Origin of the sequence: Sulfitobacter sp. W027 (assembly GCF_025143985.1) — a bacterium.
Classification (GTDB): Bacteria; Pseudomonadota; Alphaproteobacteria; order Rhodobacterales; family Rhodobacteraceae; genus Sulfitobacter.
In genome coordinates this window covers 1,753,530-1,777,030 of the sequence record NZ_CP083564.1, presented here as the reverse complement: position 1 = coordinate 1,777,030, position 23,501 = coordinate 1,753,530, and the positions used below count along the sequence as shown (strand labels likewise).

The following is a 23,501-nucleotide window of genomic DNA, read 5'->3' as shown; positions in this document are numbered from 1 at the left end:
GCATCCTCACGGGTTTGTCCAATGTATGCCGGGCTTGCCTTGGCGCTGCAACCAGTCATTCACGCGGCTGAAAGGTCGTGATCCGAAGAAGCCGCGCCGGGCGGAGAGCGGCGAGGGGTGCGGCGTCTCGATCTTGAGGTTCTGCACCGGATCAACCTGCGCTGCTGCCTTTTGCGCATGCGCACCCCAGAGCAGATAGGCACGAGGACGATCCGAAAGGCGGGTGAGCACCTGCGTGGTCAGTTTTTGCCAGCCGAGTTTGGCGTGGCCATTCGCGTCGCCCGCAGGTACGGTAAGAACGGTGTTTAACAGCAAGACGCCCTGATCGGTCCAGAACCGCAGATCTGGGTCTTGAGGTGATGCGCCAAGATCGTCATGCAATTCCTTGAAAATATTCACTAATGATCTTGGAATAGGGCGCACGTCCGGTTCCGCTGAGAAGGCATAGCCGTGGGCGTGGCCCGGCGTGGGATAGGGATCTTGACCTAGGATGACGACGTCGACCGCATCGGGGTGGATATGTTCAAGGGCGGCGAAGATCTGGGGTGCGGGAGGGAGAACCTCGCGCGGCTCAGCGGCCAATCTCTCCGCGATGCCGGGCCATTCTTCTGCGAAAAAGGGCAGTTCTGCCCAACACCCAAGCGTGCTGAGGTTCAGGGGCGTCATTTCGCCTGACTGATGCGCGCCACTTTTTCGATCCGGTCCCGCGCAGCACCGCTGTCGATGCTTTCCCGCGCCATTTCGACGCCGGATTTGAGGTCGGTTGCCACATCCGCAACCACCAGCGCGGCCGCGGCGTTTAGCAGAACCGCATCCCGGTAGCCCGATGGCGCGCCGTCCAGCAGCGCTTTGAAATGTTTGGTGTTCTCAGCCGGTTCGCCCCCAGCGATTGCCTCGAATGGATGCACGGGCAGACCCGCGTCTTCGGGGTGCAATTCGCGCAGGTTCACCACGCCATTTTCCAAGGCCGCGACCCAGCTCACGCCGGTGATGGTCAACTCATCCGTGCCGTCGGAGCCGTGAACGAGCCACGCTTTTTCGGAGCCAAGGTGTTTCAGCGTCAGGGCCATCGGCTCGATCAGATTGCGGGTATAGGCGCCGGTCAACTGGCGCTTCACCCCTGCCGGATTGGTGAGCGGGCCCAGGATGTTAAAGATCGTGCGGGTGCCAAGTTCGGACCGGGTCGGCATGACATGGGCGACCGCAGGGTGGTGCATCGGCGCCATCATGAAGCCGATGCCGGCCTCAGCCAATTCCCGCTCCACAACGGCGGGGCCAACCATGACGTTGATCCCAAGCTGCGACAGCGCGTCGGAAGCGCCAGATTTCGAGCTGAGGTTGCGGTTGCCGTGTTTCGCGACGATCGCCCCGGCGCCCGCCGCGACAAAGGCTGCAGCGGTGGATATGTTGAGCGTGCCCTTGCCATCGCCGCCGGTGCCAACGATGTCGATCGCCCCTTCGGGCGCGCGCACGGCGATGCATTTGCTGCGCATGACCTGTGCCGCGGCGGCATATTCGGTGACCGTTTCGCCCCGGGTGCGCAGGGCCATGAGAAAACCGCCGATCTGGCTTGGCGTGGCTTCGCCTTCAAAGAGGATCTCAAAGGCTTCGACAGCTTGTTCCGAGGTCAGCGGCCCATTGGCGGCGGCGTCCAACAGAGGTTTTAACGCAGCGCTCATGCCGGGACTTTCATTTCATTCAGGAAGTTTTGCAGCAGGGCGTGGCCATGCTCGGACCGGATCGATTCCGGGTGGAATTGCACGCCGTGCAGCGGCAATTCGCGGTGTTGCAGGCCCATAATCGTGCCGTCTTCGAGCGAGGCGGTAATCTCAAGGCAATCAGGCAGGCTTGCGCGTTCCACCACCAGCGAGTGATAACGCGTGGCCCCGAAAGGCGAGGGCAGCCCGGCAAAGACACCGCGCCCTTCGTGCTGCATCTGGCCCAGTTTGCCGTGCACGATGTCATCCGCGCGCACGACTTTTCCGCCAAAGGCTTGGCCCAGCGTTTGATGACCAAGGCAGACACCCAAGAGCGGCACCCGCGCTTCGGCAGCGGCATGGGTCAACCCTAGGCAAATCCCCGCTTGGTCAGGATCACAGGGGCCGGGAGACAGCAAGATCCCGGCGGGGTTCATGGACATCGCTTCATCCACGCTAAGCGCATCGTTGCGGTGCACCTGCACATCCGCGCCGAGGCTGCCCAGGTAATGAACCAGATTATAGGTAAAGCTGTCGTAGTTATCGATGAGCAGCAGCACAGGCAGGCATTTCTTTGTATTAGGACTGGAGAAACCACGCCGGGGCGCGGTATAGGTTTTCGCATACATGTTCAGGCTTGAACCCTATCGTCAAGAGTTTGGGGCAAGCCAATTGAGGGATCGCCGGGCTTTCTGGCCGTGGCGCAGACAGCAGGAGTAGCGCAGATGGCACGCGGAATTCTAAGCGGGCTGATTTGGGGCGGTGTGGCCAGCATCGGCGTCGCCGGTGCGGTGTCGCTCATGATGCCCTTGCCGCTGCCGCCGCAGGTGGGCGATGCGCCGGGCTCCGGTCTCGCGCCGGCGCGGGTGAATGTGACCGATGCAGGCGACCAGGGGCGCAGCCGCGATTCCGCGCCGGTGTTGAACGCCCCCGCACCGCGTGCGGATGTCCCGCAGCAAGACAGCCTTGCCGCGCTCGACCCTGACACCCAGACCTCAGCCAGCTTGCCGGAGACGGGCGATGCCGAAGGGCTTAGCACCCCCGCAGCCCCAGAGGGCCAGACCCCGAGGTCTCCCGGTGCGGAAGAGCCAGTGCTGCCGAACCCACAAGCCATGGCGCCCGGCGTGCCGCAGCCCGTAGATGAGCTTTCGATCAGCACCGAACCTGCACAGCCGCCTGCGCCGGATGTGGCCGATATCGAAGGCGCTTTTGACGCCCCGCAGGGCATGGAAGCGCCGGAGGTGGAGGAGGCCGATCCAATCACCTTGCCAGCGGAAGAAGTGTCGGTTGAAGAGGATGCTGTGGAGCCCGCTCCGCAGACGGATGTGGTCGAAACCGCACCTACTGCTGACGCCGAAGCAGACACGCCCGAACCCATGGCGGACACTGAAACCGCCGCAGCAGACACCCCTGTGCCAGAAGATCTGGAGGCCGTAGAAGTCGATCCAGAACCCGCCGATCCCGAGGGCGACAGCCGCCCGGCCATCGGCTCACCGGCAGCTACGCTGACTGACCGCAACACGGGCGTTGTGATCAACCGCCCCGGCGCGACAGCCGTGGCAGAGCCCGGCGAGCCTGACGAGATCTCAGTTGAAGACCCGCGCCCCGTGGTGGTCAATAGCTTCGCTGGTGAGCTGCCCGAGGGCAAGCCGCTGATGAGCGTGGTGCTGATCGACGATGGCACCTCGGTCACCGCAGGGAGTGCTGGCTTGGCCGCGCTGCGCAGCTTTCCCTATCCGCTGAGCTTTGCCGTCGACAGCACTCTGCCAAATGCGGCGGAGCGGGTAAAGATTTACCGCGAAGCCGGGTTTGAGGTCTTGGCGATGGTCGATCTGCCGGAGGGCGCCCAACCCAGCGACGCCGAGACGACCTTTGCCGCCACGCTCGACCGGATCGGTCCGGTGGTGGGTGTACTGGAAGGGACCGAGAGCGGTTTTCAAGGCAGCCGTGCGCTGACCGATCAGGTAACAGATATCCTTGCGCAGTCAGGCCATGGGTTGGTGACACAGGACAAGGGGCTTAACACCATGCCCAAACTGGCGCGGAAAGCGGGCGTGCCTGCGGATCCGGTGTTTCGTGACTTTGACAGCAAGGATCAGACCGCGCGGGTGATCCGCCGTTTTCTGGATCAGGCAGCGTTCAGGGCCGGGCAGGAGGGGGCGGTGATCATGCTGGGCCGCTTGCGGCCCGATACCGTCTCGGCGCTGTTGCTCTGGGGGTTGCAGGACCGGGCCAGTGATGTGACCTTGGTCCCCGTCTCTGCGGTCTTGCTGCGCGAGGAGTGACCCCGCGCAGGTTTAGATGATCTCGTCTTCGTCGAAGAGCGGATCTTCTTCCAACTGGCTGGCCAAATCATCGACCGTTGCCTCCGCCGCGCGGGGGCTAAGCTTGGCAAGGTGAAAGACCGCGTCGCCTTCGTTGACGATGGGCAAGATCGCCCGCCCGATGAGGATCCCCGGCGCATCGGCCAGAAGCTCGGCTTCTTCTTTGCCAAACGGGTCTGACACGATGGCGAGCAGTTCGCCTTCGGCCACCGTCTCACCTTCGGCGCGGAAGGTGCGCAGCAGCCCCCCCGCAGGGGCGCGGAGCCAATGGGATGCGGTGCAGATATAGGGCGCGCTGCGGGCCCGGGCGATGCCCTTTGCGGGCAGCATGTCTTGGCCGCGCATGACCCGCAGGATCCCCGCGAGCCCCGCACGCACGGCCATTTCGTCAAAACGCAGCCCTTCGCCCGCCTCATAAAGCAGGATTGGCGTGCCTTGTTTTGCCGCGACCGCGCGCAAAGAACCGTCCCGCAGGGGTGAGGTCAGCACCACCGGCGCGCCGAAATCCATCGCCATCTTTTGGGTCACCTTGTCGGCGGGCGAGACGCGCACCTGCGGCAGGTTCGTGCGGTGGATCGCCGCCGAATGTAGATCCACACCAAAGTCGCAGCGCAGCACCACCTCTTGCAGGAAAATATGCGCCAGCCGCGCGCCAAGACTGCCAGAAGGCGAGCCGGGGAAGCAGCGGTTCAGGTCGCGGCGGTCGGGCAGGTAGCGTGAGCGGTTGAGAAAACCGAAAGAGTTCACCACCGGCACCACGATCAGCGTGCCACGCAGGGCAGAGAGTTGCGGCGCGCGCAGCAAGCGACGGGTGATCTCAACGCCGATGACCTCATCCCCATGCACGGCGGCAGAGACGAACATCGTCGGCCCCGGGCGTTTTCCGTGGTAGATCTCAAGCGACAGATGCACCGGCGTGTGATCCGGCAGAATCGAGACGGGCAGGTCGACCGCAAGGCTGCTGCCGGGGGCAACGGAATGCCCCGCAATCTGAAAGGGGGCACGGTTCGGCATGGTCAGCTGTTCCCTTTACCGCCAAAGCGCGCGGCATCGGCTGCAGCCCGGCGGATCGCGCCGGATTTATGGACGGTTTCCATGAACTCGGCCTCTGGATCGCTGTCGTAAACGACACCGCCCCCGGCTTGGATGTAGAGCGTTTCGTCCTTCACCACCGCGGTGCGCAGGGCGATGCACATGTCCATGTCGCCGCCCGCGCTGAAATACCCCACGCCGCCGCCGTAGACGCCGCGCTTTTCGGGTTCCAACTCGTCGATAATCTCCATCGCGCGGACCTTGGGCGCGCCCGAGACGGTGCCTGCGGGCATTCCGGCAAAGAATGCGTCGAGCGCATCTTTGCCCTCCTTCAACTCTCCGACCACGTTGGAGACGATGTGCATGACGTGGCTGTAGCGCTCAACAATGAACTCTTCGGTGGGGCGCACGGTGCCGATCTTGGCGACCCGGCCCACATCGTTGCGGCCCAGATCGAGCAGCATGAGGTGCTCGGCCAGTTCTTTCGGATCGCTCAGCAGGTCGGCCTCCAGCGCGCGGTCCTCCTCCGGCGTGGCACCGCGCTTGCGGGTGCCTGCGATGGGGCGAATGGTGACTTCGTTGCCAAAGACCCGCACGAGGATTTCGGGGCTTGCGCCGACCACATGGAAGCCGCCGAAGTTGAAGTAGAACATGAAAGGCGACGGATTGGTGCGCCGCAGGCTGCGGTAGAGCGCGAAGGGCGGTTGCGTGAACCCTTGGGCCCAACGCTGGCTTGGCACCACCTGAAAGATATCGCCCGCCTTGATATAATCGCGCGCCTTTTCCACTGCGTCCTTGTATCCGTCGCGGGTGAAGTTGCTGACCGGCTCCGGCGCGTCTTCAGGCTCTCCTAAATCGCGGGAGGTCTGCGGCATGGCCCGTTCCAGATCGCGCACGGCATCCATCACCCGCTCGGCGGCTTGGGCATAGGCGGCACGGGCCGTCTGACCCTCGGACACCCACGCGGGGGAGACGATGGTGACTTCGCCCTTCACCCCATCCAACACGGCCACGACCGAGGGGCGCATCATTACCGCGTCAGGCAGGCCGAGAGGGTCGGGGTTCACATGGGGCAGATGCTCGACCAGGCGGATCATGTCATAGCCAAGATAGCCAAAGAGACCGGCTGCGGCTTGGGGCAGATCATCGGGCAGGGTGATCCGGGATTCCGCTATGACATCGCGCAGACGGTCCAGCGGATCGCCGGGCATGTCCTCAAAGGCGTCCGCATCGTAGCGAGCGGCGCGATTGAGGGCGGCGGTCTCCCCCCGGCAACGCCAGATCAGGTCGGGCTTCATGCCGATGATCGAATAGCGCCCGCGCACGTCACCGCCGGTGACGGATTCCAGCACAAAGGCATTCTCTGCCGCGCCGGTGAGTTTCAGCATCAAGGACACAGGCGTGTCGAGATCGGCGGCAAGGCGGGTGTAGACGATCTGGTTTTCGCCCGCTTCATAGGCGCGGGCGAAAGTGTCGAAATCCGGGGTCAGGGCCATCAAAACTGCCTATCAGGGAAAGTTCACATGCACGGCACTGACCGCGCGCTGGTCGATCTGAGGATCGGCATCGCGCATCACTGCATTGCTGTAGATATCGAAAAGACCTTGGGCCAGCGCCTGATCCAACTGCTGCGACAGACGGTCCATCAGCGCTTGGGTTTCATCGTTCTCACCCGCCGGGGTCACGGCATCAAGACGCAACACCACCACATGGTCGCCCGCGGGCAACACGGCCACGCCGCCTTCGTCGAGGTCAAAAACTTGATCCATGAAGTTGTCCGGCGTGCCGTCCACATAGGAGCTGCGGGTCATGCCCTCACCCAGCTTGGGCTCAAGACCAGCGGCTTCAAAGCCACCTTCTTTGGCCAGTTCAGTGGTCAGGCTTTCGGCCTTGGCGGTCAGGGCCTCTACGATCTGCGCGTTGCGCCATGCGGTCTGAACCGCGTCGCGGGCCTGTTCGAATGGTTCGGGACGCTCGGGTTTGGTCTCATCCAGGCGCATGGCAAAGATGCCGCCGTCTTCCAACTGGTCGATCTGGGGGAAGGCATCGGCACTCAAGCCAGCCGCAGCCTCGCGGAACGCGCCGTAGGCGGCGATGCCTTCACTGCTTTCTTGGGTCCAGTCGATGGCGCCGAGGTTCATCTTGGTTTCCTTGGCCAGGTCTTCGAGCGTGGCACCCCCTGCGAGACGGTCGTCAATCTCTTGCGCGCGGGCTTCCACGGCGCGGGTCGCACGGGAAATGGCGAGGGTTTCTTCAAGCACCTCACGCGCCTCTTCGAAAGGCACGTTCTGTGCGGGCAAGATGCCGTTCACGCGGAAAAGTGCAGGCCCGAGCGAGCTGGGCAGGGGGCCAACAATCTCGCCGCTCTCGGCGGTAAAGACGGCATCACCAGCCGCGTCGAGATCGGATTTAGCGACATCGCCCATATCCACATCCGCCAGCGCCAGCCCGCGCTCTTCGACCAGCGCTTCAAAGGTGGTGCCGTCAACTTCGAGCGCTGCTGCGGCCTGCGTGGCGGCCTCTTCGTTGGCAAAGACCAAACGTTCAACCAAGCGACGCTCGGGCTGGTCGTATTCATCGCTGCGGGCATCATATTCGGCGCGCAACTCTTCTTCGGGCACTTCAACTTCGTCCAGCAGGTCTTCGGGGCGGAGCCATGCGTAGGTGATGCTTTTGCTGGCGGGCAGCATGAAGTCATCGGTGTTGGCGTCGTAATAGGCCTGAAGCTCTTCTTCTGTCGGTTCAGCGACGGGCGTGTCGAGGTCATCCGCGCTCAGCCGGGCCCAAGTGAAGCTACGCTCTTCGGCAACGTAGTCGACCAGCGTGCGGGCGTAGGTGTTAGGCATTGAGACGCCGCCCAAGATCGCACGTTGCAGCAGGCCGCGCGCGGCCTCTTCGCGGATGGAGGTTTCAAAGGCTGCTTCGCTCATACCGCTCTGCTGGAGGGCGAAACGATAGCCCTCGCGGTCAAAATTGCCGTCGATGCCCTGAAAAGCCGAGATCGCGACGATCTCATCGCGCAGGGTGGCATCGCCGATGGAGATGCCCATCTCGGCGGCTTCGTGATCCAGCGCGCGGTTGCGCACGATGCGTTGCAGCACCGCGCGGTCGAGGCCCATCTCTTGGGCGCGGGCAAAGGGCAGGCTCTCCCCTGTCTGGGCCTCAATAGCACGGATTTCCTGCTGCAACTGGCGGGCGTATTGATCGACTGAAATGGACTTGTCACCCACGCTGCCAATGCTGCGCAGATTGCCACTGAGATTGATCGCGCCAAAGCCGCCCAGACCCAAGATAAGCAGGCCCATCAAGACCCAAACGGCGGTTTTCGATAAGCTGAAGCCTTTTTTGGCCATGACACGGTCCCTCGTTAATTTCGGACCTGTCTATGCGTTGCGTGGCAGGGCTGCAAGCCTGTCGAAAAGCACCTCAAGACCGGCGGCGTCGAGGTTGGCAAAGGCGATGCGCAACTGGCTTTCGCCGCGCGCGTCGCCCTCGGGCTGGAACATCGTGCCGGGCAGGCAGAGCACACCCGCATCGCGCACCAGCTGCGGCGCCAGATCAGCAGAGGAGATGGGGAATGGATGGCGCAAGTAGGCAAAATAGCCACCCAGCCCCAAAAGCTCCCAACCCAGCGGTTCGATCTTTGGCATCAGTGCCGAGATGGCCGCCCGGCGGGCCAGGATTTCTTCGCGTTCGCCCGCGAGCCACGCGCTCAGGTTCTGCATCCCCCAGAGCGCGCCGTGCTGACCGATCTGCGCGGGGCAGATCGCCACAGTGTCGAGGAACTTTTCCACCTCCGCCAGCCGCGCCTTGCTGGCGATCAGCGCGCCGACGCGGTGACCGGTGAGGCGGTAGGCCTTGGAAAAGGAATAGAGGTGTATCAGCGTGTCGTGCCAATCGGGGTCGCTGAACAGCGCGTGGGGCGGGCCGGGGCGGCTGTGAAAGTCGCGGTAGGTCTCGTCGAGGATCAGCGCGATGCCATGGCGGCGAGCCAGATCAAAGAAGTCCTGCACAAGGGCGGCTGGATACTCAACGCCGCCAGGGTTGTTCGGCGTGACAAGGGCAATGGCGCGGGTGCGGGGTGTGATGGAGGCCTCGGCGCGGGCCGGGTCTGGCAGCATGTCCGCTTCGACGGGCAGGGGAACGGCGGTCACGCCGCTCATGTCGAGCCACATCTTGTGGTTAAAGTACCAAGGCGTCGGGATAATCACCTCATCCCCCTCACCGCAAAGCGTAGCGATCGCGGCGGCGAAGGCTTGGTTGCAGCCCGAGGTGATGCAGACCTGTTCGTCGGTCACCACGCCTGCGTATTTCTCAGCCGTTTGCCGTGCCAATTCCGCACGCAGTTCCGGCAGGCCCAACACGGGGCCATAAAGATGCGCCTCATCATTGTTCAGCGTGACGTCGGCCATCGCCCGGCGCAGCCCTTCGGGGGGCGGATCGACGGGGGCGGCTTGGCTCACGTTGATAAGCGGTCGGTCGTTGGTGAATGTCACGCCATCCAGCCAGCGCCGCGCCTCCATCACCGGAGGGAAGAATGTGGTGGCGGTGCGCGAAAGCGGCATAGGTGTATCCGGTCAGGTAAGGGGCAGGGAGGGTGGCCTAGGCCCCCTTAGTCCTTGCCGCGGTAGGGTTCGACGTATTGCAGGGCCATGTCCCACGGGAAGAAAATCCATGTGTCTTGGCTAACACCGGTGATGAAAGTATCAACCTGCGGCTCGCCCTCGGGCTTGGCATAGACGGTGGCGAAATGGGCGTTAGGGTAAAGTTCGCGCACCAGTTCGATGGTCTTGCCGCTGTCGACCAAATCATCAACGATCAGGATGCCGGTGCCGTCATCCATCATCTCTGCATCAGGGGATTTCAGCACCTTCGCCTCACGCCGCTGGTCAGCGGCTCCGCCGCCCGAATGATAGGACATGACCGAGATCGTATCGACCGTGCGGATATCCAACTCACGCGCGACGATCATCGCCGGGGCCATGCCACCGCGCGTAATCGCCACCACGGCACGCCACGCGCCATTGTCGGGGCCAAGCCCATCCAGACGCCATGCCAGTGCACGGCTGTCGCGGTGGATTTGATCCCAAGAAATGTGAAAGCCCTTTTCGTGGGGCAGGCGCGAGGCGTCCTTTTGGGTGCTCATGGTGTTCCTTTGCAGCGGCTGGCGCGGGAACCCGCGCGAGAAGAGATTTGGGGCGCGTTATTCCTTGGACATGTCCGGCGCGTCAACCGCCTTCATGCCGACAACGTGATAGCCCGCGTCGACATGCAGGTTTTCACCCGTAGTGCCACTGCCCAGATCCGACAGCAAGAAGAGGGCGGCCTTGCCCACGTCTTCGGTGGTGACATTGCGGCGCAGGGGCGAGTTGTACTCGTTCCACTTCATGATGTAGCGGAAATCGCCGATGCCGGAGGCGGCTAGCGTTTTGATCGGTCCGGCAGAGATCGCGTTGACGCGGATGCCGTCCTTACCAAGGTCTTCGGCCAAGTATTTGACCGACGCTTCAAGTGCTGCCTTGGCCACACCCATCACATTATAATGCGGCATGACCTTCTCGGCACCGTAGTAGGTCAGCGTCAGGGCGCTGGCACCGGGCGACATCATCTTTTCCGCGCGCTGCATCACCGCAGTGAAGGAATAGACCGAAATATCCATCGACATGGCGAAGTTGCCGCGGCTGGTGTCGACGTAGCGGCCCCGCAGTTCACCCTTGTCGGAAAAGCCGATGGCGTGAACGATGAAATCAAGCCCGTCCCAGCGTTCTTTCAGCCCGTCAAACAGCGCATCGATCGAGGCTTCGTCGCCCACGTCGCAGGGCAGAACGATGTCGCTACCAAGCTGCTCGGCCAAAGGGCCGACGCGTTTCTTAAGCGCATCGCCTTGGTAAGAGAAAGCAAGTTCCGCCCCCGCATCTGCCAGCGCTTTGGCCACGCCCCATGCGATGGATTTGTCATTCGCAAGACCCATGATGAGCCCACGCTTGCCCCGCATCAATTCGTTTCCCATTCCGCCGCCTTGTCTATGTTCCGTTTTGGTTGCCTTGGTCTAGGCGATTGCAGCGCCACCATCAAGACTGCACGCGCGCGTTGCCGCGCGTCATTTTCCATAAGACCGGCAGCTAACTGACGGAAATTGGGTGAGGTTGTCCTTTGAGTTGCCCATCGTTAACAAATGTCTTAGCGAATAACTCAGACTCCGGCATAGAACCGGTCACAGGCTCAAACACTCTAAAAGGGGATGCCAAATGGAGACGCGGACAGGTATCTTTGCAGGGGATGACCCCTTTGCAATCGCGCAACGTTGGCTAACCGAAGCAGAAGCGCGTGAGCCGAATGATCCTAATGCCATCGCGCTGAGCACGGTAGATTCGCAAGGGCTGCCAAACGCACGGATGGTGTTGTTGAAAGAGATCGAGCCGGACGCCTTTGTCTTTTACACCAATTACGAAAGCCAAAAAGCCGAAGAACTGGATGGCACGGGCAAGGCGGCGTTTGTCATGCATTGGAAATCCCTGCGCCGTCAGGTCCGGGTGCGGGGGCTGATCTCACGTGAAGACGGGCCAAAGGCCGATGCCTATTACGCGTCGCGCTCGCTTAAAAGCCGTTTGGGGGCGTGGGCCTCGCGCCAGTCGCAGCCCCTGTCGGGCCGCGGTGCGCTGATGGCTGAAGTGGCCAAGGTGACGGCGCAGCAGGGGGTGAACCCCAAACGCCCGCCGTTCTGGGGCGGCTACCGTATCACACCGCTGGAAATCGAATTCTGGGCGGACGGAGAGTTCCGTCTGCATGACCGCTTCCAATGGCGCCGCGCGGATGCCGCAGCGCCTTGGACCGTCACTCGGCTTAATCCTTGACGGGGCAGCACGATAAACAATGAAAGATGTATCTGAGAACGAAGCGGAACCGGCGGGGATCAAAGATCCCCTTGATGGGGTGGTGAAGTGGTTTGATCCACTTAAAGGTTTCGGATTCGTCGTGGCTGAAACGGGCGGGGCTGACATATTGCTCCACGTCAATGTGCTGCGCAGCTTCGGCCAAAGTTCTGTCGCCGACGGGGCGCGGGTCAAGGTCCGCGTGCAGCAGACCGAGCGCGGCGCGCAGGCGGTTGAAGTCCTGGCCATCGAGCCCCCCAGCGAACTGCCTGCCGCTGTGGTCGATTTCGCGGGGTTTGACCCAGACCAACTTGCCGCCGCCAAGTTTGAGCCTGCCCGCGTGAAATGGTTCGACAAGGCCAAAGGATTCGGATTTGCAAATGTATTCGGCTCCGCGGAAGATGTGTTTCTGCATATCGACGTGCTGCGCCAATCCGGACTTTGTGATTTGCAAACTGGCGAAGCGCTTGCCATGCGGGTGATTGTTGGCGATCGGGGCCATCTGGCTGCAGAGGTAAGCTCATGGGACGCAGTGATAGACGGCTAGGGGGGCTGAAGCATCTGGCAGCGGCGGCGCTCGCCACCCTGTTGCTTGCTGGAACGGCGGCGGCAGAGGTTTGCCGCGCAGATGCCGTGACCCTGCGGGGCGACTGGGGCAAGGCGCGTTTCTCCGTTGAGGTGGCGGATGACACGGCTGAGCGCGCGCAGGGGCTGATGCACCGGCGCTCTCTGCCGCTGAGCGCGGGGATGCTTTTTATCTATGACACGCCCCAGCCGCTTACCTTTTGGATGCGCAATACGCTGATCCCGCTCGATCTGCTTTTCATCGACGCGCAGGGCGTTGTGCAAAAAATTCACCACGCCGCCAAACCGCTGGATGAGACACCGATTCCGGGCGGGGATGATCTGCTCTCGGTCTTGGAGATCAACGGCGGTCTGTCCAAACGTCTGGGCATCATTGAGGGCAGCGAAATCCGCCATCCGGCCTTTGCAAAGAACGATCCAGCCTGGCCTTGCTAAAGACTTCGCCGATTTTGCCACTTTAAGGTCAATCGGGGCTTTTCAATCGGCGGGCTTATGGCTAAAGAAGCCCCAGTCGGAGCGTGGCGCAGCCTGGTAGCGCACCTGTTTTGGGTACAGGGGGTCGGAGGTTCGAATCCTCTCGCTCCGACCACTTTCTTCCAGAGCCGTTTTGGTCGGTCCCAGCCCTTGGTTGGGGCTGCATATGCTGGAACATTCGCATTCTGCACAAGATATAGTGTTGGCCGCCTGTGCTTTGGCAGGTCTCTGCCTTCTCGCAGAAGGAGCGTGTTGATTCTGTCGCGGTTGCAGGCGAGAGCGCGGCGCGCGCAGGCAAGGCGCCTCTTTTTTCGCATGGGTGGTCGGGAGGTATCGTCCGATATCCTTGCTCACACTCCGTGCTGTGGATGAATTTACCAAAATTCCAAGGCCCACCTGCTAACCCTGCCGCGATACATGATTATTTCGATTTCGCCCCGGCCAGCAGCTTGCGGGTATCTCTGGGGATATCCTGAGGCTGAATCACTGCGTGGTCGGCCAGCGCAAACCAGCAGGCATCGGTCAACCGAAAGCGGCAAAATATTTCGTAAAAAAACCGTTGACCAAATAGTCCTATCTACGCCAGTTTGTGGAAGTCAAGAAAAGCGCCACAAGATGTTGTGGTTAACGCAGGCAGGCGCTTTGACAGTGGGACAGGGTATAGAACCAACGTTTTAAGGTTTAGGGTCGTTCGTTATTGCGCGGGCGCCACAAGAAAGATCTGTCTTTGCTGTTTCGAATGAGGGGCGAGGCGGTCTGCCGGGGGCGGATCGGCTTGGGATTTGAAATGCTGGATATGAGGCAGCGACAATGAAAATTGAACGTAATTTCACTAAAGCCGGACAGGACGCCTATGCGGACTTGGACTTTGTCACCACGGTGTCGGAGATTCGCAATCCTGACGGTTCGGTGGTGTTCAAACTCGACAATGTCGAAGTGCCGAAATCCTGGAGCCAAGTAGCAAGTGACGTGATCGCGCAGAAGTATTTCCGCAAAGCAGGCGTGCCAAGCGCCACGCGCCGCATCAAAGAGAAGGGCGTGCCGGAATTCCTGTGGCGCTCGGTCCCGACAGATGACGCGACCATGGGCGGCGAGACGTCTTCGAAGCAGGTGTTCGATCGTCTAGCGGGTGCTTGGGCCTACTGGGGCTGGAAGGGTGGTTATTTCAGCACCGAAGAAGACGCTCAGGCCTACTACGACGAGATGCGCCATATGCTCGCTAGCCAGCGAGCGGCACCGAACTCGCCGCAGTGGTTCAACACCGGCCTGCATTGGGCATACGGCATCGATGGCCCTGCGCAGGGGCACTACTATGTCGACTACAAGACCGGCAAGCTGACCCGGTCCAAATCCTCCTACGAACACCCGCAGCCGCATGCCTGCTTTATCCAATCGGTCGCCGACGATCTGGTGGGCGATGGCGGCATCATGGACCTTTGGGTCCGCGAGGCGCGGCTGTTTAAATACGGTTCAGGCACAGGCACCAACTTTTCATCGCTCCGCGGAGAGGGCGAGAAGCTGTCGGGCGGCGGCAAGTCGTCGGGTTTGATGGGGTTCCTCAAGATCGGGGACCGCGCCGCTGGCGCCATCAAATCCGGCGGCACCACCCGCCGGGCCGCCAAGATGGTGATCGTCGACGCCGACCACCCCGACATTCAAGATTTCATCAATTGGAAGGTGCTCGAAGAGCAGAAGGTCGCGAGCATCGTGGCTGGCTCCAAGATGCACGAGCAAAAGCTGAACCTGCTTTTCGACGCGATCAAAGCATGGGACGGCGTGGCTGAAGATGCCTATGACCCGGCCAAGAACGATCAGTTGAAACAGGCGATCCGCGAAGCCAAAAAGGTCGCGATCCCCGAGACTTATGTCAAGCGGGTACTGGACTACGCCAAGCAGGGCCACACTAGCATCGAATTCCCGACCTATGACACCGATTGGGATTCGGAAGCCTATAACTCGGTTTCCGGCCAGAACTCGAACAACTCGATCCGCGTCACAAATGCGTTTCTGACAGCCGTCGAAAAAGACGCCGACTGGGAGCTTATCAGCCGCACCGAAAATCGGGTGACCAAGACCATCCGGGCGCGTGACCTTTGGGATCAAGTCGGCCACGCCGCGTGGGCCTGCGCCGATCCGGGGATCCAGTACCACGACACCGTGAACGACTGGCACACCTGCCCCGAAGATGGCGCGATCCGTGGCTCGAACCCCTGTTCAGAATATATGTTCCTCGACGATACGGCCTGCAACTTGGCCTCGATGAACCTGCTGACCTTCCTCAAGGATGGCGAGTTTCAGGTTGAAGACTACATGCACGCCAGCCGCCTCTGGACCGTGACGCTGGAGATCAGTGTGATGATGGCGCAGTTCCCCTCCAAGGAAATCGCGCAGCGGTCTTATGACTTCCGCACGCTTGGTCTGGGCTATGCGAACATCGGCGGGTTGCTGATGAACATGGGCTATTCCTATGACAGCGACGAGGGCCGCGCCCTTGGCGGCGCGCTCACCGCGATCATGACTGGTGTGGCCTATGCCACCTCTGCCGAGATGGCGGGTGAATTGGGGGCCTTCCCGGGCTATGCAAAGAACGCCAATCACATGCTGCGGGTCATCCGCAACCACCGCACCGCCGCCTATGGTGAAGCGGATGGGTATGAGCAGCTTTCGGTCAAGCCGGTGCCGCTGGATCACGCCAATTGCCCGCAAGCCGGGTTGGTCGAGATTGCCAAATCCTGCTGGGACGAGGCGCTGAAACTTGGCGAAGCGCATGGCTACCGCAACGCGCAGACCTCTGTCATCGCGCCCACGGGCACCATCGGTCTGGTGATGGACTGCGACACCACGGGGATTGAGCCGGACTTTGCGCTGGTGAAGTTCAAGAAACTTGCGGGTGGTGGCTATTTTAAGATCATCAACCAGTCGGTGCCTGCCGCGCTGGAGAAACTCGGCTACGGGTCGGCTCAGATCGAAGAGATCGTCAGCTATGCCGTGGGCCACGGCACAATCGGCAACGCACCCGCGATCAACCACACCACGCTGGCGGGCCACGGCTTTGGTGCCAACGAGTTGGCCAAGGTCGACGCCGCGCTAAAACAGGCCTTCGACATCCGCTTTGTGTTCAATCAGTGGACGCTGGGAGAGGCCTTCTGCACGCAGGTGCTTGGCATCCCGACCGAGAAGCTGAACGACCCGACCTTTGACCTGCTGCGCTCGCTCGGCTTTAGCAAGGCGGACATCGAAGCGGCCAATGATCACGTTTGCGGCACCATGACGCTGGAAGGCGCGCCGCATCTGAAAGAAGAACATTACGGCATCTTCGACTGCGCCAACCCCTGCGGCAAGAAGGGCAAACGGTACCTGTCGGTTAACAGCCACATCTATATGATGGCAGCCGCGCAGAGCTTCATCTCAGGGGCGATCTCCAAGACGATCAACATGCCGAATGACGCGACCATCGAGGATTGCCAGAAAGCTTATGAGCTAAGCTGGTCTCTCGGGATCAAGGCGAACGCGCTCTACCGTGACGGCTCAAAGCTGAGCCAGCCACTGGCCGCGGCGCTGGTCGAAGACGATGAGGACGCCGCCGAGACACTGGAAAGCGGCACGCCACATGAGAAGGCCGCCGTGCTGGCCGAAAAGATCGTCGAGAAGGTGATCGTTAAGGAGATCATCAAATCCCACCGCGAAAAGATGCCGCAGCGCCGGAAGGGTTATACGCAGAAGGCGAATGTGGGTGGTCATAAAGTCTATCTGCGCACGGGCGAATATGAAGACGGTAAGCTCGGCGAGATTTTCATCGACATGCACAAGGAAGGTGCAGGTTTCCGGGCGATGATGAACAACTTCGCCATCGCGGTCTCGGTCGGCCTTCAATACGGCGTGCCGTTGGAGGAGTTCGTCGATGCCTTCACTTTCACCAAATTCGAGCCCGCGGGCATGGTGCAGGGCAATGACAGCATCAAACAGGCGACCTCGATCCTTGACTACGTGTTCCGCGAACTGGCAGTGTCCTACCTCGACCGGACCGATCTGGCGCATGTGAAGCCTGAAGGCGCGACCTTTGATGATCTGGGCCGGGGTGAGGAAGAGAACCTCGGGAACGTCAGCGAGCTGAGTGAGAAGGCGGCGAATAAGTCACTGGAAGTGCTTAAGCAAATCAGTTCTTCCGGTTACCTGCGCAACCGTCTGCCGCAAGAGCTTGTTGTGCTGCAGGGCGGGCAAGGTGTGGAGGCAAGTGCTGCCGTTCAAACCCTCGCGCCACAGGTCAGCGGCGACTTGGCATTGGCGGTAAATTCCTCCGCTGCCGTCAATTCCGGCGCGGTGAGCCTTGATGCGCGGGCCAAGGCCAAGATGCAGGGTTATGAGGGCGAAGCCTGTGGCGAATGTGGCAACTACACGCTGGTTCGCAACGGCACCTGCATGAAATGCAACACCTGCGGCGGCACCAGCGGCTGCAGTTAAACCAACCCGCCGCGACGTAAGGTGAGGCAATTGTAAAGCGGTCCGAGCTTTCGGACAGGTTTGCAGCCGTTCAAGGGTGTATCGCACATCCTCGACCTGCAAGCCTGTCCGGCGGATCCGATCAAGGCGTGACGCGCACCTTGAAGATAACGCTCCCTTCAGCGCCTGCGGCGTGGGTTCCGCTGCAATCCCACCGCAAGGGGCCCATATATCCCGGCAGGTTAGTGCTCGGGTTTGCAAGATCGCAGATCAGAGAAGGGCTTACGGTTTGCGGTGTAGTCACCGCTTCCGCCAATTGTGTATAGGGCGGCGTTCGGTCGTAAATCACGATGGCCGATGCAATGCGCTGGCTTGGGTTCACCAAGCTGATGCGGTAGACGAGCACATCCCCGGGCGAGGCTTGGTTTGCATAGCCTTCGTCAGTGCCTTGGGTTTCGTTCCGGACTGTTTTCACCAGAACGAGTTGACTGCCACCGACTTCCACTGTCACGCGATCTGTATCGGTTACCACATGCGAAGCCGTGGTGCCGGAAAAGTCAGTCGTGGCTTGCACTTCATAGGTTAAAGCGCTGCCCGGTGGCAGGCCGCCGCCCGCCGAGACCCGTGAGATGAGACAGAGCTCATCGCCCGCTTGAACGGAGATGGGCACTGTCACTGGGGTGTCGGGTGCACCGTCGCAATCGTTATCGATGAAGAGTGCGACCGAGAACGCGCCGACCGACGGCTCGGAGATATTTTCAACGGTAAAGGTTGTGATTGCGGATGAGCTGGCGCGATAGAGGTGGGGGAGAAGGGCAATCTGGCCCGCGCCGATGCGCGCGTCACGGTCTTCACTCAAGGTGGGGAGAGGAATGATCCCTAGGGCAATTCCGCTGTAATCAGTATTGGGCGCGGGGGTAAAGCTGAACGCGCCATCATGGGGATCGCTATTCACCAATCCCGGCAATGATCCCGGTCTCTCGGAAATCGCGCGCCACCCCTCGGACGGGGCCGTGGAGATGGTCAAGCTGCCGGTGTAATCTGGCGCGAGCCGATAGGACCATCGTCCATCGGCGGCAGCTGGTGGACTTGCCAAGAGTGCGCCAGCATCATCCAGCAGCAGAATGCTGCCTGCATTGGTGCCAGCCTCGTCTCCCGTTGCCAACCCATCGTGGGCGACCGCGCCGCGGCCATCGTCGCGGATCAACTGGCCCGAGATTTGGCCGCCCGTGGTTGCGAGGGTGATCGTGACACTCGCTTCGTCGTCGTCGGCAATTCCATCCTGCAAGTCATCCTGTGACAGACCAACGGCGGGATCGCTGTCGAGGTCGGGCAGGGAACTGCTAACAATCTCAACCACGTTTGTGTAGTTGCCACCCGCCGTTACCCGGACACGAATGGTAAGCGTCTCGGTCGCGCCGGGCAGAATTTCATCCACGAACCAAAGCCCTGTGCTTGGATCAAAGTAATCTCCTGTCGGGGGGGCTGTGTCGCTGATATAGGCAAAACCCGCGGGGATGTTTTCGATCACTTTAACCCCGGAAGGCGAGCCGGGGCCGTCGTTTGTCACACTGATCACCCAGTCGATAATATCGCCTTCGACGGCGGTGGTGACCGGTGAGGTGGTGCCCGCCTGAAAGGCTTCTTTGGTGATCGAGAGATCGGAAAACTGCGGATCAAACCCAAAGTCGTATGCCACGGTAAATGCACCGGAATCCGCCCTTACACCGACGAGGGGGTTAGACGTACCGATTTGCGCACCGGGGGGCAGGTCTGCATCATTGACGTCCACCTCTACCCGGTAGGTGGCACCCGCGGGCAAACCAACGAAAGCATAGGTTCCGTCGGGTTCGGTATCGACAGTTCTGATGAAGCTATCATCGTCCAGATCATTTGGCGTCGCATTATCTGAGTAAAGATCCACCCGGATTCCGCCCGCCAAGTTCTTCTCTGTTCCGTCCTTTATGTCCGATCCGTCTTGGTCGACATAGATATTGCCCCCCAGACCGGAGAGAACGAAAGGTGTCCCGCCGCGACACGAGGTGCCATCGCTGAAACCGCCCTCGTCCGTCCCTGTTGCCAGTCTTAGCCTGTTGCCGCTTGAGGTATCGATTAGGTAAATTGAGTTCGAGTTTTCCTCGTAAGCGTACATCTGGCCGTTCTCGTCAAAGAAAACCGCGGACCAGATACCAGTGTAAACTGCGGGACCAAACTCCACCACTGTGGTGAAACCAGCGAGACCATTGTTCGCGAAGGCGCGAAATAGTCTGCCCGTGTCTTCGTTGATCCCGTAAATAAACCCATCCAACGGATTTACAGCAAAATCGGACACGGTTACAGCTTGGGATAGGATTAACTGTCCGGCGTCGACCGGGTTGTTGGGATCGGCCAGATCCAACAATTGCCAAGTCACGTCGTCTGCCTCATATACCAAGATGCCGTTGGGTAAGATATCGCCAGCATCTTCGGCCTGCTCGGCGCTGCCCGGGAATGTCAGCATCTCGGTAAAGTTCCCGATCCCGTCCACCCGCCAAAGCTCGTCTTTGCCGGGGCGAACCCCGTAGATATAGCCATCAAGCTCATTGTATCCCCAGCCGGCCTCTATCCGACGCGGCGCTGTGCCGAGAGATTGCAGCGACATGGAATAGCCCGATCCGGTGTCGCTAAAGCGCAGCTTACGCAATTGCGTAGGGTCGTCAGACAGCAAGTATAGGCCGCTGTCACATGAGACCGGAGGAACGTCGCCAGAAACAGTCAGCATGTAATCCTCAACCTCCCCGTCAAGTGCCACGGGGACCACGCCTTCGGTGGTCGACCATCGGAACCGGGCGAAGGTCGGCGTGAGCACGGAACCACCGGGAACGCTCACGTCAAACCGGATTTCGCCGTTGAGCGTGCCATCCTTATCTCCGGCACTGCCATCTTGAAGGTCTGAGGCGATCTGTTCCGCAGCGCCGAAGACACCGTTTCCGTTAAAGTCTATCCACGCCTGAAGATAGGCCACACCACCCGTTAGGCCGCCGACACCGCCGGTCACCTCGTTCACAAAGACGGTTATTTCGTTCGTGCCGCCCGCATAGAGTTGCGGCAGGGTGACACCATCTTCGTCGTCATTCCCGTCCAGATCATCTCCCAACGCATCGGGGCTTGCCTGCGAGGCCGCCTCGGGGTCGGGGGAGATTGCCCCCAGATAGGTGCCTGCGATGCCGGTTTCTGCGATAATGTGCAAAGGATCTCCATAGCTTGCCGGCGCGTCACCGCGATCGACCAGAGGGGCCGCAGCGATATTGATGGGGTAATCTTCGACTTCGCCATCTAGGAAGACATCCGCCACGCCGACGACCGGGGTTGTAGACCACCGGAAGCGGGCAAAGGTCTGGTCCAATACCGCATCACCGGGCACGATCACGTCGAACTGGATCAGGCCATCGCCCGCGACCTGATCCCCGCCCGTGCCGTCGTCTTGCAAATCACGCGCGATTTCTTCTGCGGTGGCGACGGCCATGACATCATTACCGTCGTAGTCGATCCAAGCGGTTAGGAAGCCACCATCGCCTTGCACACGCGCTTCTATCGTTGCGATAAACCCCTGAATGAGCGGGGGAATGGTGATGCCGTCGTCATTGTCCGAGCCCGCATCATCGGCGTTGCCGGGACCTGCGTCGCTCGTGACAGCGTCGCCTAAATAGACCCGTGGTTCTTGCGCCAGCGTATGGAGGGCATCTCCATAGATCGACGGGGCATCGGTGAAATCGGCACAGGCCTGGATGTCCGTCAGCTGAAGTGATCCGGCGAAATTCCCGCTATTATTCTTGCGTGTCCCATGATCGATCACAATCCGGTCGATCGGGGCACCAAACCCAACTTCCACGGCAAAGTTTTCCGGCAGGGCGGCTGTGGAGAATGTGCTGTTTCGCTCTGCCAAGACGGAACCATCGGCATTAGCCAGTCGCAGCATTGGCGCAGACAGCGGGCCGTCGGCGATGGCTGGCTGCGCGCGGACACCGTTACGTTCGCCGTAAATCGTTACGGATTCGTCGAGATCCAGGCTCGTGATATAGACATGGACCGAGTTCATCGGTGTATCAAAATCGACGTTCAATGTAGCATATTGCTGTGTCAAAACGGGATTGCCGCCATACCCGGCGGAATAGAGTTCATTCGAGGTTCCGATCGCGGCTGCTCGGCCGAAGGTCGCATCGGCGTTTGCGGCCACAGTGAGTGAACCGCCCACGCCGTAGCGGGTAAAAGCTGATGTCGCGCCGAGTGTTGCAGGACTGTCAGATGCCCAGTCGACAACCGAAAACCGCGTTCCAGAGCAGGTCGGAAGCGTATCGGCTGGCACGGCGGTAACGTTCACGCTGACGCTATCGGTATCGGCACCACCTTCGTCACTAGAGTTTGCTGCATCGGCAGTGATGCTGCCCCCCGCCGCCGTCGAGACATAGGCATCAAACTCGATGGCGCCGCTTCCAAGTCCGTTCAGGCTGGGAACAGGAAGCAGCGAGAAAGTGCCGTTTGTCGGGGCGGTAGCAGGGCGGATATCCGCGCCAGAGATCACCTGAAAATTCGTTGTACCAGAGATTTCCGGTGGCAGCGTTACCGAGGTTTGCACATTGGTCATAGGGCTTAGTGACGTATTCACATAGCTGACGCGGTAGGTCAGCGTGGCCCCTTGCGGGATATCGCCGCCCGAGTAGGGTGTCCCGTTGACTGCTGAAATAGAGATCGAGACAAAGAGGTCTTCAGGCCCCGCAGGAGAAACGGCAGAAGTGCCCGCGACCCAATAGCGCCAAGGGTTATCGTTCCCGGCGGCCGCCCCTTCGGCGGAGTCGCCGCCATGGCCCTCAGCGTTGAAATATCCGATATTAGCCGGGTCGCTGACCTTTACTTCCATGACGGCATAGAAGGTCTCTCCCTGCGCGATCCCCCCAAAGGCGTAGCGCACTGCATTTGTGTCGCTTGGCAGGGAAGCGACGCTGCTATTCAGGTTAAATCCAGCCGCAGTTTCGGTGCAGGCTTCGTAGGAGTTAACACCCGGATCCAATGTGTCAGGAAAGACCGAACCGGCACCATTGGCTGGCCCGTCGGGGCCCGCAAGAAGGGGATCATCCGCTTCGCACGACCCGGGATAGCTGATCCGGTTCCAAGGGCCCGTGGTGCCGTAACGATCCCAATCGGAACCTGAATCCGGGCCTGCCACAGGGCTGCCTGCACGAAAGGGTGTCGCACCGCGACCGCCGGTGATCGAGGTTTCTTCCTGCGTTGAGAAACCATTCGGATCGATTGTCCCCCCTGAACCGAAGGCGTTAATCTGAACCGCGTCCCACTTGTTGTGGACGCGTGCCGTGCCGGTGCCCCCCACGCTGCCCCACGGGCTGCCGTTCGTGGGATTGATGAGGTATCCATTCTCCAACGTCGCGATGTCAGAACCGTTCGCGAACAGGGCTGTGTCCGGACGTGTCGAGTAGAAAATGCCAGTATCCCCATAGATATAGGCAAGCCCAGCGTTGCAATTGGCGATGGAAAAACCTGCCGCTTGGCATTGGGTCGTTTCCGAGGGCGACCATCCGTTGGGGGAGATATCAAAGGTCTGTTGGCCCTTCGGACCCCAACCCTTCGATACGCCAGAGCCGGTGGACGCACGGGCAGGGCGGGCGTCACGGGGCGCCCCGGTCGCATCTGTGATATAGGCGGAGGTGACCTCGCTTCCCGCAGGAACATAGAGCGTCGCATATCCCCCCGGGCCGTCGATCGTCCCTTCGGCGATGACTGGAAAATCGGCAATGACGGCAACGGTATCACCGGCTGAAATCGGCGGCAGCCCCGCCGCGACCCTGTCCGCAATCTGCTGGCGGCTGGCATCGGTCAGTGAGATGCCGCCACCGCCCAGCCACGCACCATGGGACAGCACCATGGTCGAGAAACATAGCCAAAAGAATGCCCCCAAAACGGCCTTGGCACTCCTGCGAAAAAACTTAAAGAATATCATGACTTACTCTCAATTTATCCCGCTTCAGGCTTTCACTGGGCAACATTCGCGTCAATCTGGGCAGGTGGATGGCGGGCATGCGCTT

15 protein-coding genes and 1 tRNA gene are annotated in these 23,501 nt (G+C 60.8%); 6 read left to right on the top strand and 10 right to left on the bottom strand.

What is annotated here, in order from left to right; all coding sequences use genetic code 11:
* Positions 1–6 precede the first annotated feature (6 nt).
* The 3 genes from K3759_RS08695 to K3759_RS08685 are packed head-to-tail and all read right to left on the bottom strand — an operon-like array spanning position 7 to position 2,257.
* Positions 7–666: a uracil-DNA glycosylase gene (locus K3759_RS08695; protein WP_259981129.1), complete on the bottom strand. Its 660-nt coding sequence runs from the start codon at positions 664–666 to the stop codon at positions 7–9.
* Positions 663–1,679: an anthranilate phosphoribosyltransferase gene (gene trpD / locus K3759_RS08690; RefSeq protein ID WP_259981128.1), complete on the bottom strand. Its 1,017-nt coding sequence runs from the start codon at positions 1,677–1,679 to the stop codon at positions 663–665. The genes K3759_RS08695 and trpD overlap by 4 nt, the downstream gene beginning before the upstream one ends.
* Positions 1,676–2,257 (bottom strand): aminodeoxychorismate/anthranilate synthase component II, encoded by a 582-nt coding sequence (locus K3759_RS08685; protein ID WP_259981126.1) that lies wholly within the window; start codon positions 2,255–2,257, stop codon positions 1,676–1,678. The genes trpD and K3759_RS08685 overlap by 4 nt, the downstream gene beginning before the upstream one ends.
* Positions 2,258–2,422: 165 nt before the next feature.
* On the opposite strand from K3759_RS08685, the gene K3759_RS08680 reads away from it, so the two are divergent.
* Entirely contained in the window at positions 2,423–3,982 is a 1,560-nt protein-coding gene (locus tag K3759_RS08680) for a divergent polysaccharide deacteylase family protein (RefSeq protein ID WP_259981124.1), read from the top strand.
* A 12-nt stretch (positions 3,983–3,994) separates the two neighbouring features.
* On the opposite strand, the gene K3759_RS08675 is transcribed toward K3759_RS08680, so the two are convergent.
* From K3759_RS08675 to fabI, 6 genes are read right to left on the bottom strand one after another with little or no spacing between them, the layout of a single operon-like run.
* Positions 3,995–5,035 (bottom strand): succinylglutamate desuccinylase/aspartoacylase family protein, encoded by a 1,041-nt coding sequence (locus tag K3759_RS08675; RefSeq protein ID WP_259981123.1) that lies wholly within the window; start codon positions 5,033–5,035, stop codon positions 3,995–3,997.
* Positions 5,036–5,037: 2 nt separating this feature from the next.
* A complete protein-coding gene (trpE, locus tag K3759_RS08670) occupies positions 5,038–6,549 on the bottom strand; it encodes an anthranilate synthase component I (protein WP_259981121.1) in 1,512 nt (503 codons plus the stop codon).
* A gap of 12 nt (positions 6,550–6,561) precedes the next feature.
* A complete protein-coding gene (locus K3759_RS08665; protein WP_259981118.1) occupies positions 6,562–8,406 on the bottom strand; it encodes a peptidyl-prolyl cis-trans isomerase in 1,845 nt (614 codons plus the stop codon).
* A gap of 30 nt (positions 8,407–8,436) precedes the next feature.
* Positions 8,437–9,618 carry an aminotransferase gene (locus K3759_RS08660; RefSeq protein ID WP_259981116.1) on the bottom strand — a complete coding sequence of 394 codons (1,182 nt, stop codon included), beginning with the start codon at positions 9,616–9,618 and terminating at the stop codon, positions 8,437–8,439.
* Between the two features lie 47 nt (positions 9,619–9,665).
* Positions 9,666–10,199, bottom strand: a complete 534-nt coding sequence (gene gpt / locus K3759_RS08655) for a xanthine phosphoribosyltransferase (protein WP_259981113.1) — start codon at positions 10,197–10,199, stop codon at positions 9,666–9,668.
* Between the two features lie 57 nt (positions 10,200–10,256).
* A complete protein-coding gene (fabI, locus tag K3759_RS08650; RefSeq protein ID WP_259981111.1) occupies positions 10,257–11,063 on the bottom strand; it encodes an enoyl-ACP reductase FabI in 807 nt (268 codons plus the stop codon).
* A 238-nt stretch (positions 11,064–11,301) separates the two neighbouring features.
* On the opposite strand from fabI, the gene pdxH reads away from it, so the two are divergent.
* The 5 genes from pdxH to K3759_RS08625 all read left to right on the top strand — a co-directional run bounded on the left by pdxH (position 11,302) and on the right by K3759_RS08625 (position 17,445).
* Positions 11,302–11,907 carry a pyridoxamine 5'-phosphate oxidase gene (gene pdxH, locus K3759_RS08645; protein WP_259981108.1) on the top strand — a complete coding sequence of 202 codons (606 nt, stop codon included), beginning with the start codon at positions 11,302–11,304 and terminating at the stop codon, positions 11,905–11,907.
* A 19-nt stretch (positions 11,908–11,926) separates the two neighbouring features.
* Positions 11,927–12,472, top strand: coding sequence for a cold shock domain-containing protein (locus tag K3759_RS08640; protein ID WP_259981105.1), 546 nt, complete (start codon positions 11,927–11,929; stop codon positions 12,470–12,472).
* On the top strand, positions 12,448–12,945 hold the full coding sequence (locus K3759_RS08635) for a DUF192 domain-containing protein (protein ID WP_259981104.1): 498 nt from the start codon (positions 12,448–12,450) through the stop codon (positions 12,943–12,945). Before K3759_RS08640 ends, K3759_RS08635 begins: the two co-directional genes overlap by 25 nt.
* A gap of 77 nt (positions 12,946–13,022) precedes the next feature.
* A tRNA-Pro gene (locus tag K3759_RS08630) sits at positions 13,023–13,099 on the top strand.
* 695 nt (positions 13,100–13,794) lie between these two features.
* Positions 13,795–17,445: a vitamin B12-dependent ribonucleotide reductase gene (locus K3759_RS08625; RefSeq protein ID WP_259981102.1), complete on the top strand. Its 3,651-nt coding sequence runs from the start codon at positions 13,795–13,797 to the stop codon at positions 17,443–17,445.
* 121 nt (positions 17,446–17,566) lie between these two features.
* Here the strand turns inward: K3759_RS08625 and K3759_RS08620 are convergent, their stop codons facing one another.
* Positions 17,567–23,416 carry a DUF11 domain-containing protein gene (locus tag K3759_RS08620; protein ID WP_259981099.1) on the bottom strand — a complete coding sequence of 1,950 codons (5,850 nt, stop codon included), beginning with the start codon at positions 23,414–23,416 and terminating at the stop codon, positions 17,567–17,569.
* Between the last annotated feature and the right edge of the window lie 85 nt (positions 23,417–23,501).

Coding starts and splice junctions, on each gene's coding strand:
- K3759_RS08695 (WP_259981129.1), bottom strand. CDS start 666: ATGACGCCCCTGAACCTCAGCACGCTTGGGTGTTGGGCAGAACTGCCC.
- trpD (WP_259981128.1), bottom strand. CDS start 1,679: ATGAGCGCTGCGTTAAAACCTCTGTTGGACGCCGCCGCCAATGGGCCG.
- K3759_RS08680 (WP_259981124.1), top strand. CDS start 2,423: ATGGCACGCGGAATTCTAAGCGGGCTGATTTGGGGCGGTGTGGCCAGC.
- K3759_RS08675 (WP_259981123.1), bottom strand. CDS start 5,035: ATGCCGAACCGTGCCCCCTTTCAGATTGCGGGGCATTCCGTTGCCCCC.
- trpE (WP_259981121.1), bottom strand. CDS start 6,549: ATGGCCCTGACCCCGGATTTCGACACTTTCGCCCGCGCCTATGAAGCG.
- K3759_RS08665 (WP_259981118.1), bottom strand. CDS start 8,406: ATGGCCAAAAAAGGCTTCAGCTTATCGAAAACCGCCGTTTGGGTCTTG.
- K3759_RS08660 (WP_259981116.1), bottom strand. CDS start 9,618: ATGCCGCTTTCGCGCACCGCCACCACATTCTTCCCTCCGGTGATGGAG.
- gpt (WP_259981113.1), bottom strand. CDS start 10,199: ATGAGCACCCAAAAGGACGCCTCGCGCCTGCCCCACGAAAAGGGCTTT.
- fabI (WP_259981111.1), bottom strand. CDS start 11,063: ATGGGAAACGAATTGATGCGGGGCAAGCGTGGGCTCATCATGGGTCTT.
- pdxH (WP_259981108.1), top strand. CDS start 11,302: ATGGAGACGCGGACAGGTATCTTTGCAGGGGATGACCCCTTTGCAATC.
- K3759_RS08640 (WP_259981105.1), top strand. CDS start 11,927: ATGAAAGATGTATCTGAGAACGAAGCGGAACCGGCGGGGATCAAAGAT.
- K3759_RS08635 (WP_259981104.1), top strand. CDS start 12,448: ATGGGACGCAGTGATAGACGGCTAGGGGGGCTGAAGCATCTGGCAGCG.
- K3759_RS08625 (WP_259981102.1), top strand. CDS start 13,795: ATGAAAATTGAACGTAATTTCACTAAAGCCGGACAGGACGCCTATGCG.
- K3759_RS08620 (WP_259981099.1), bottom strand. CDS start 23,416: ATGATATTCTTTAAGTTTTTTCGCAGGAGTGCCAAGGCCGTTTTGGGG.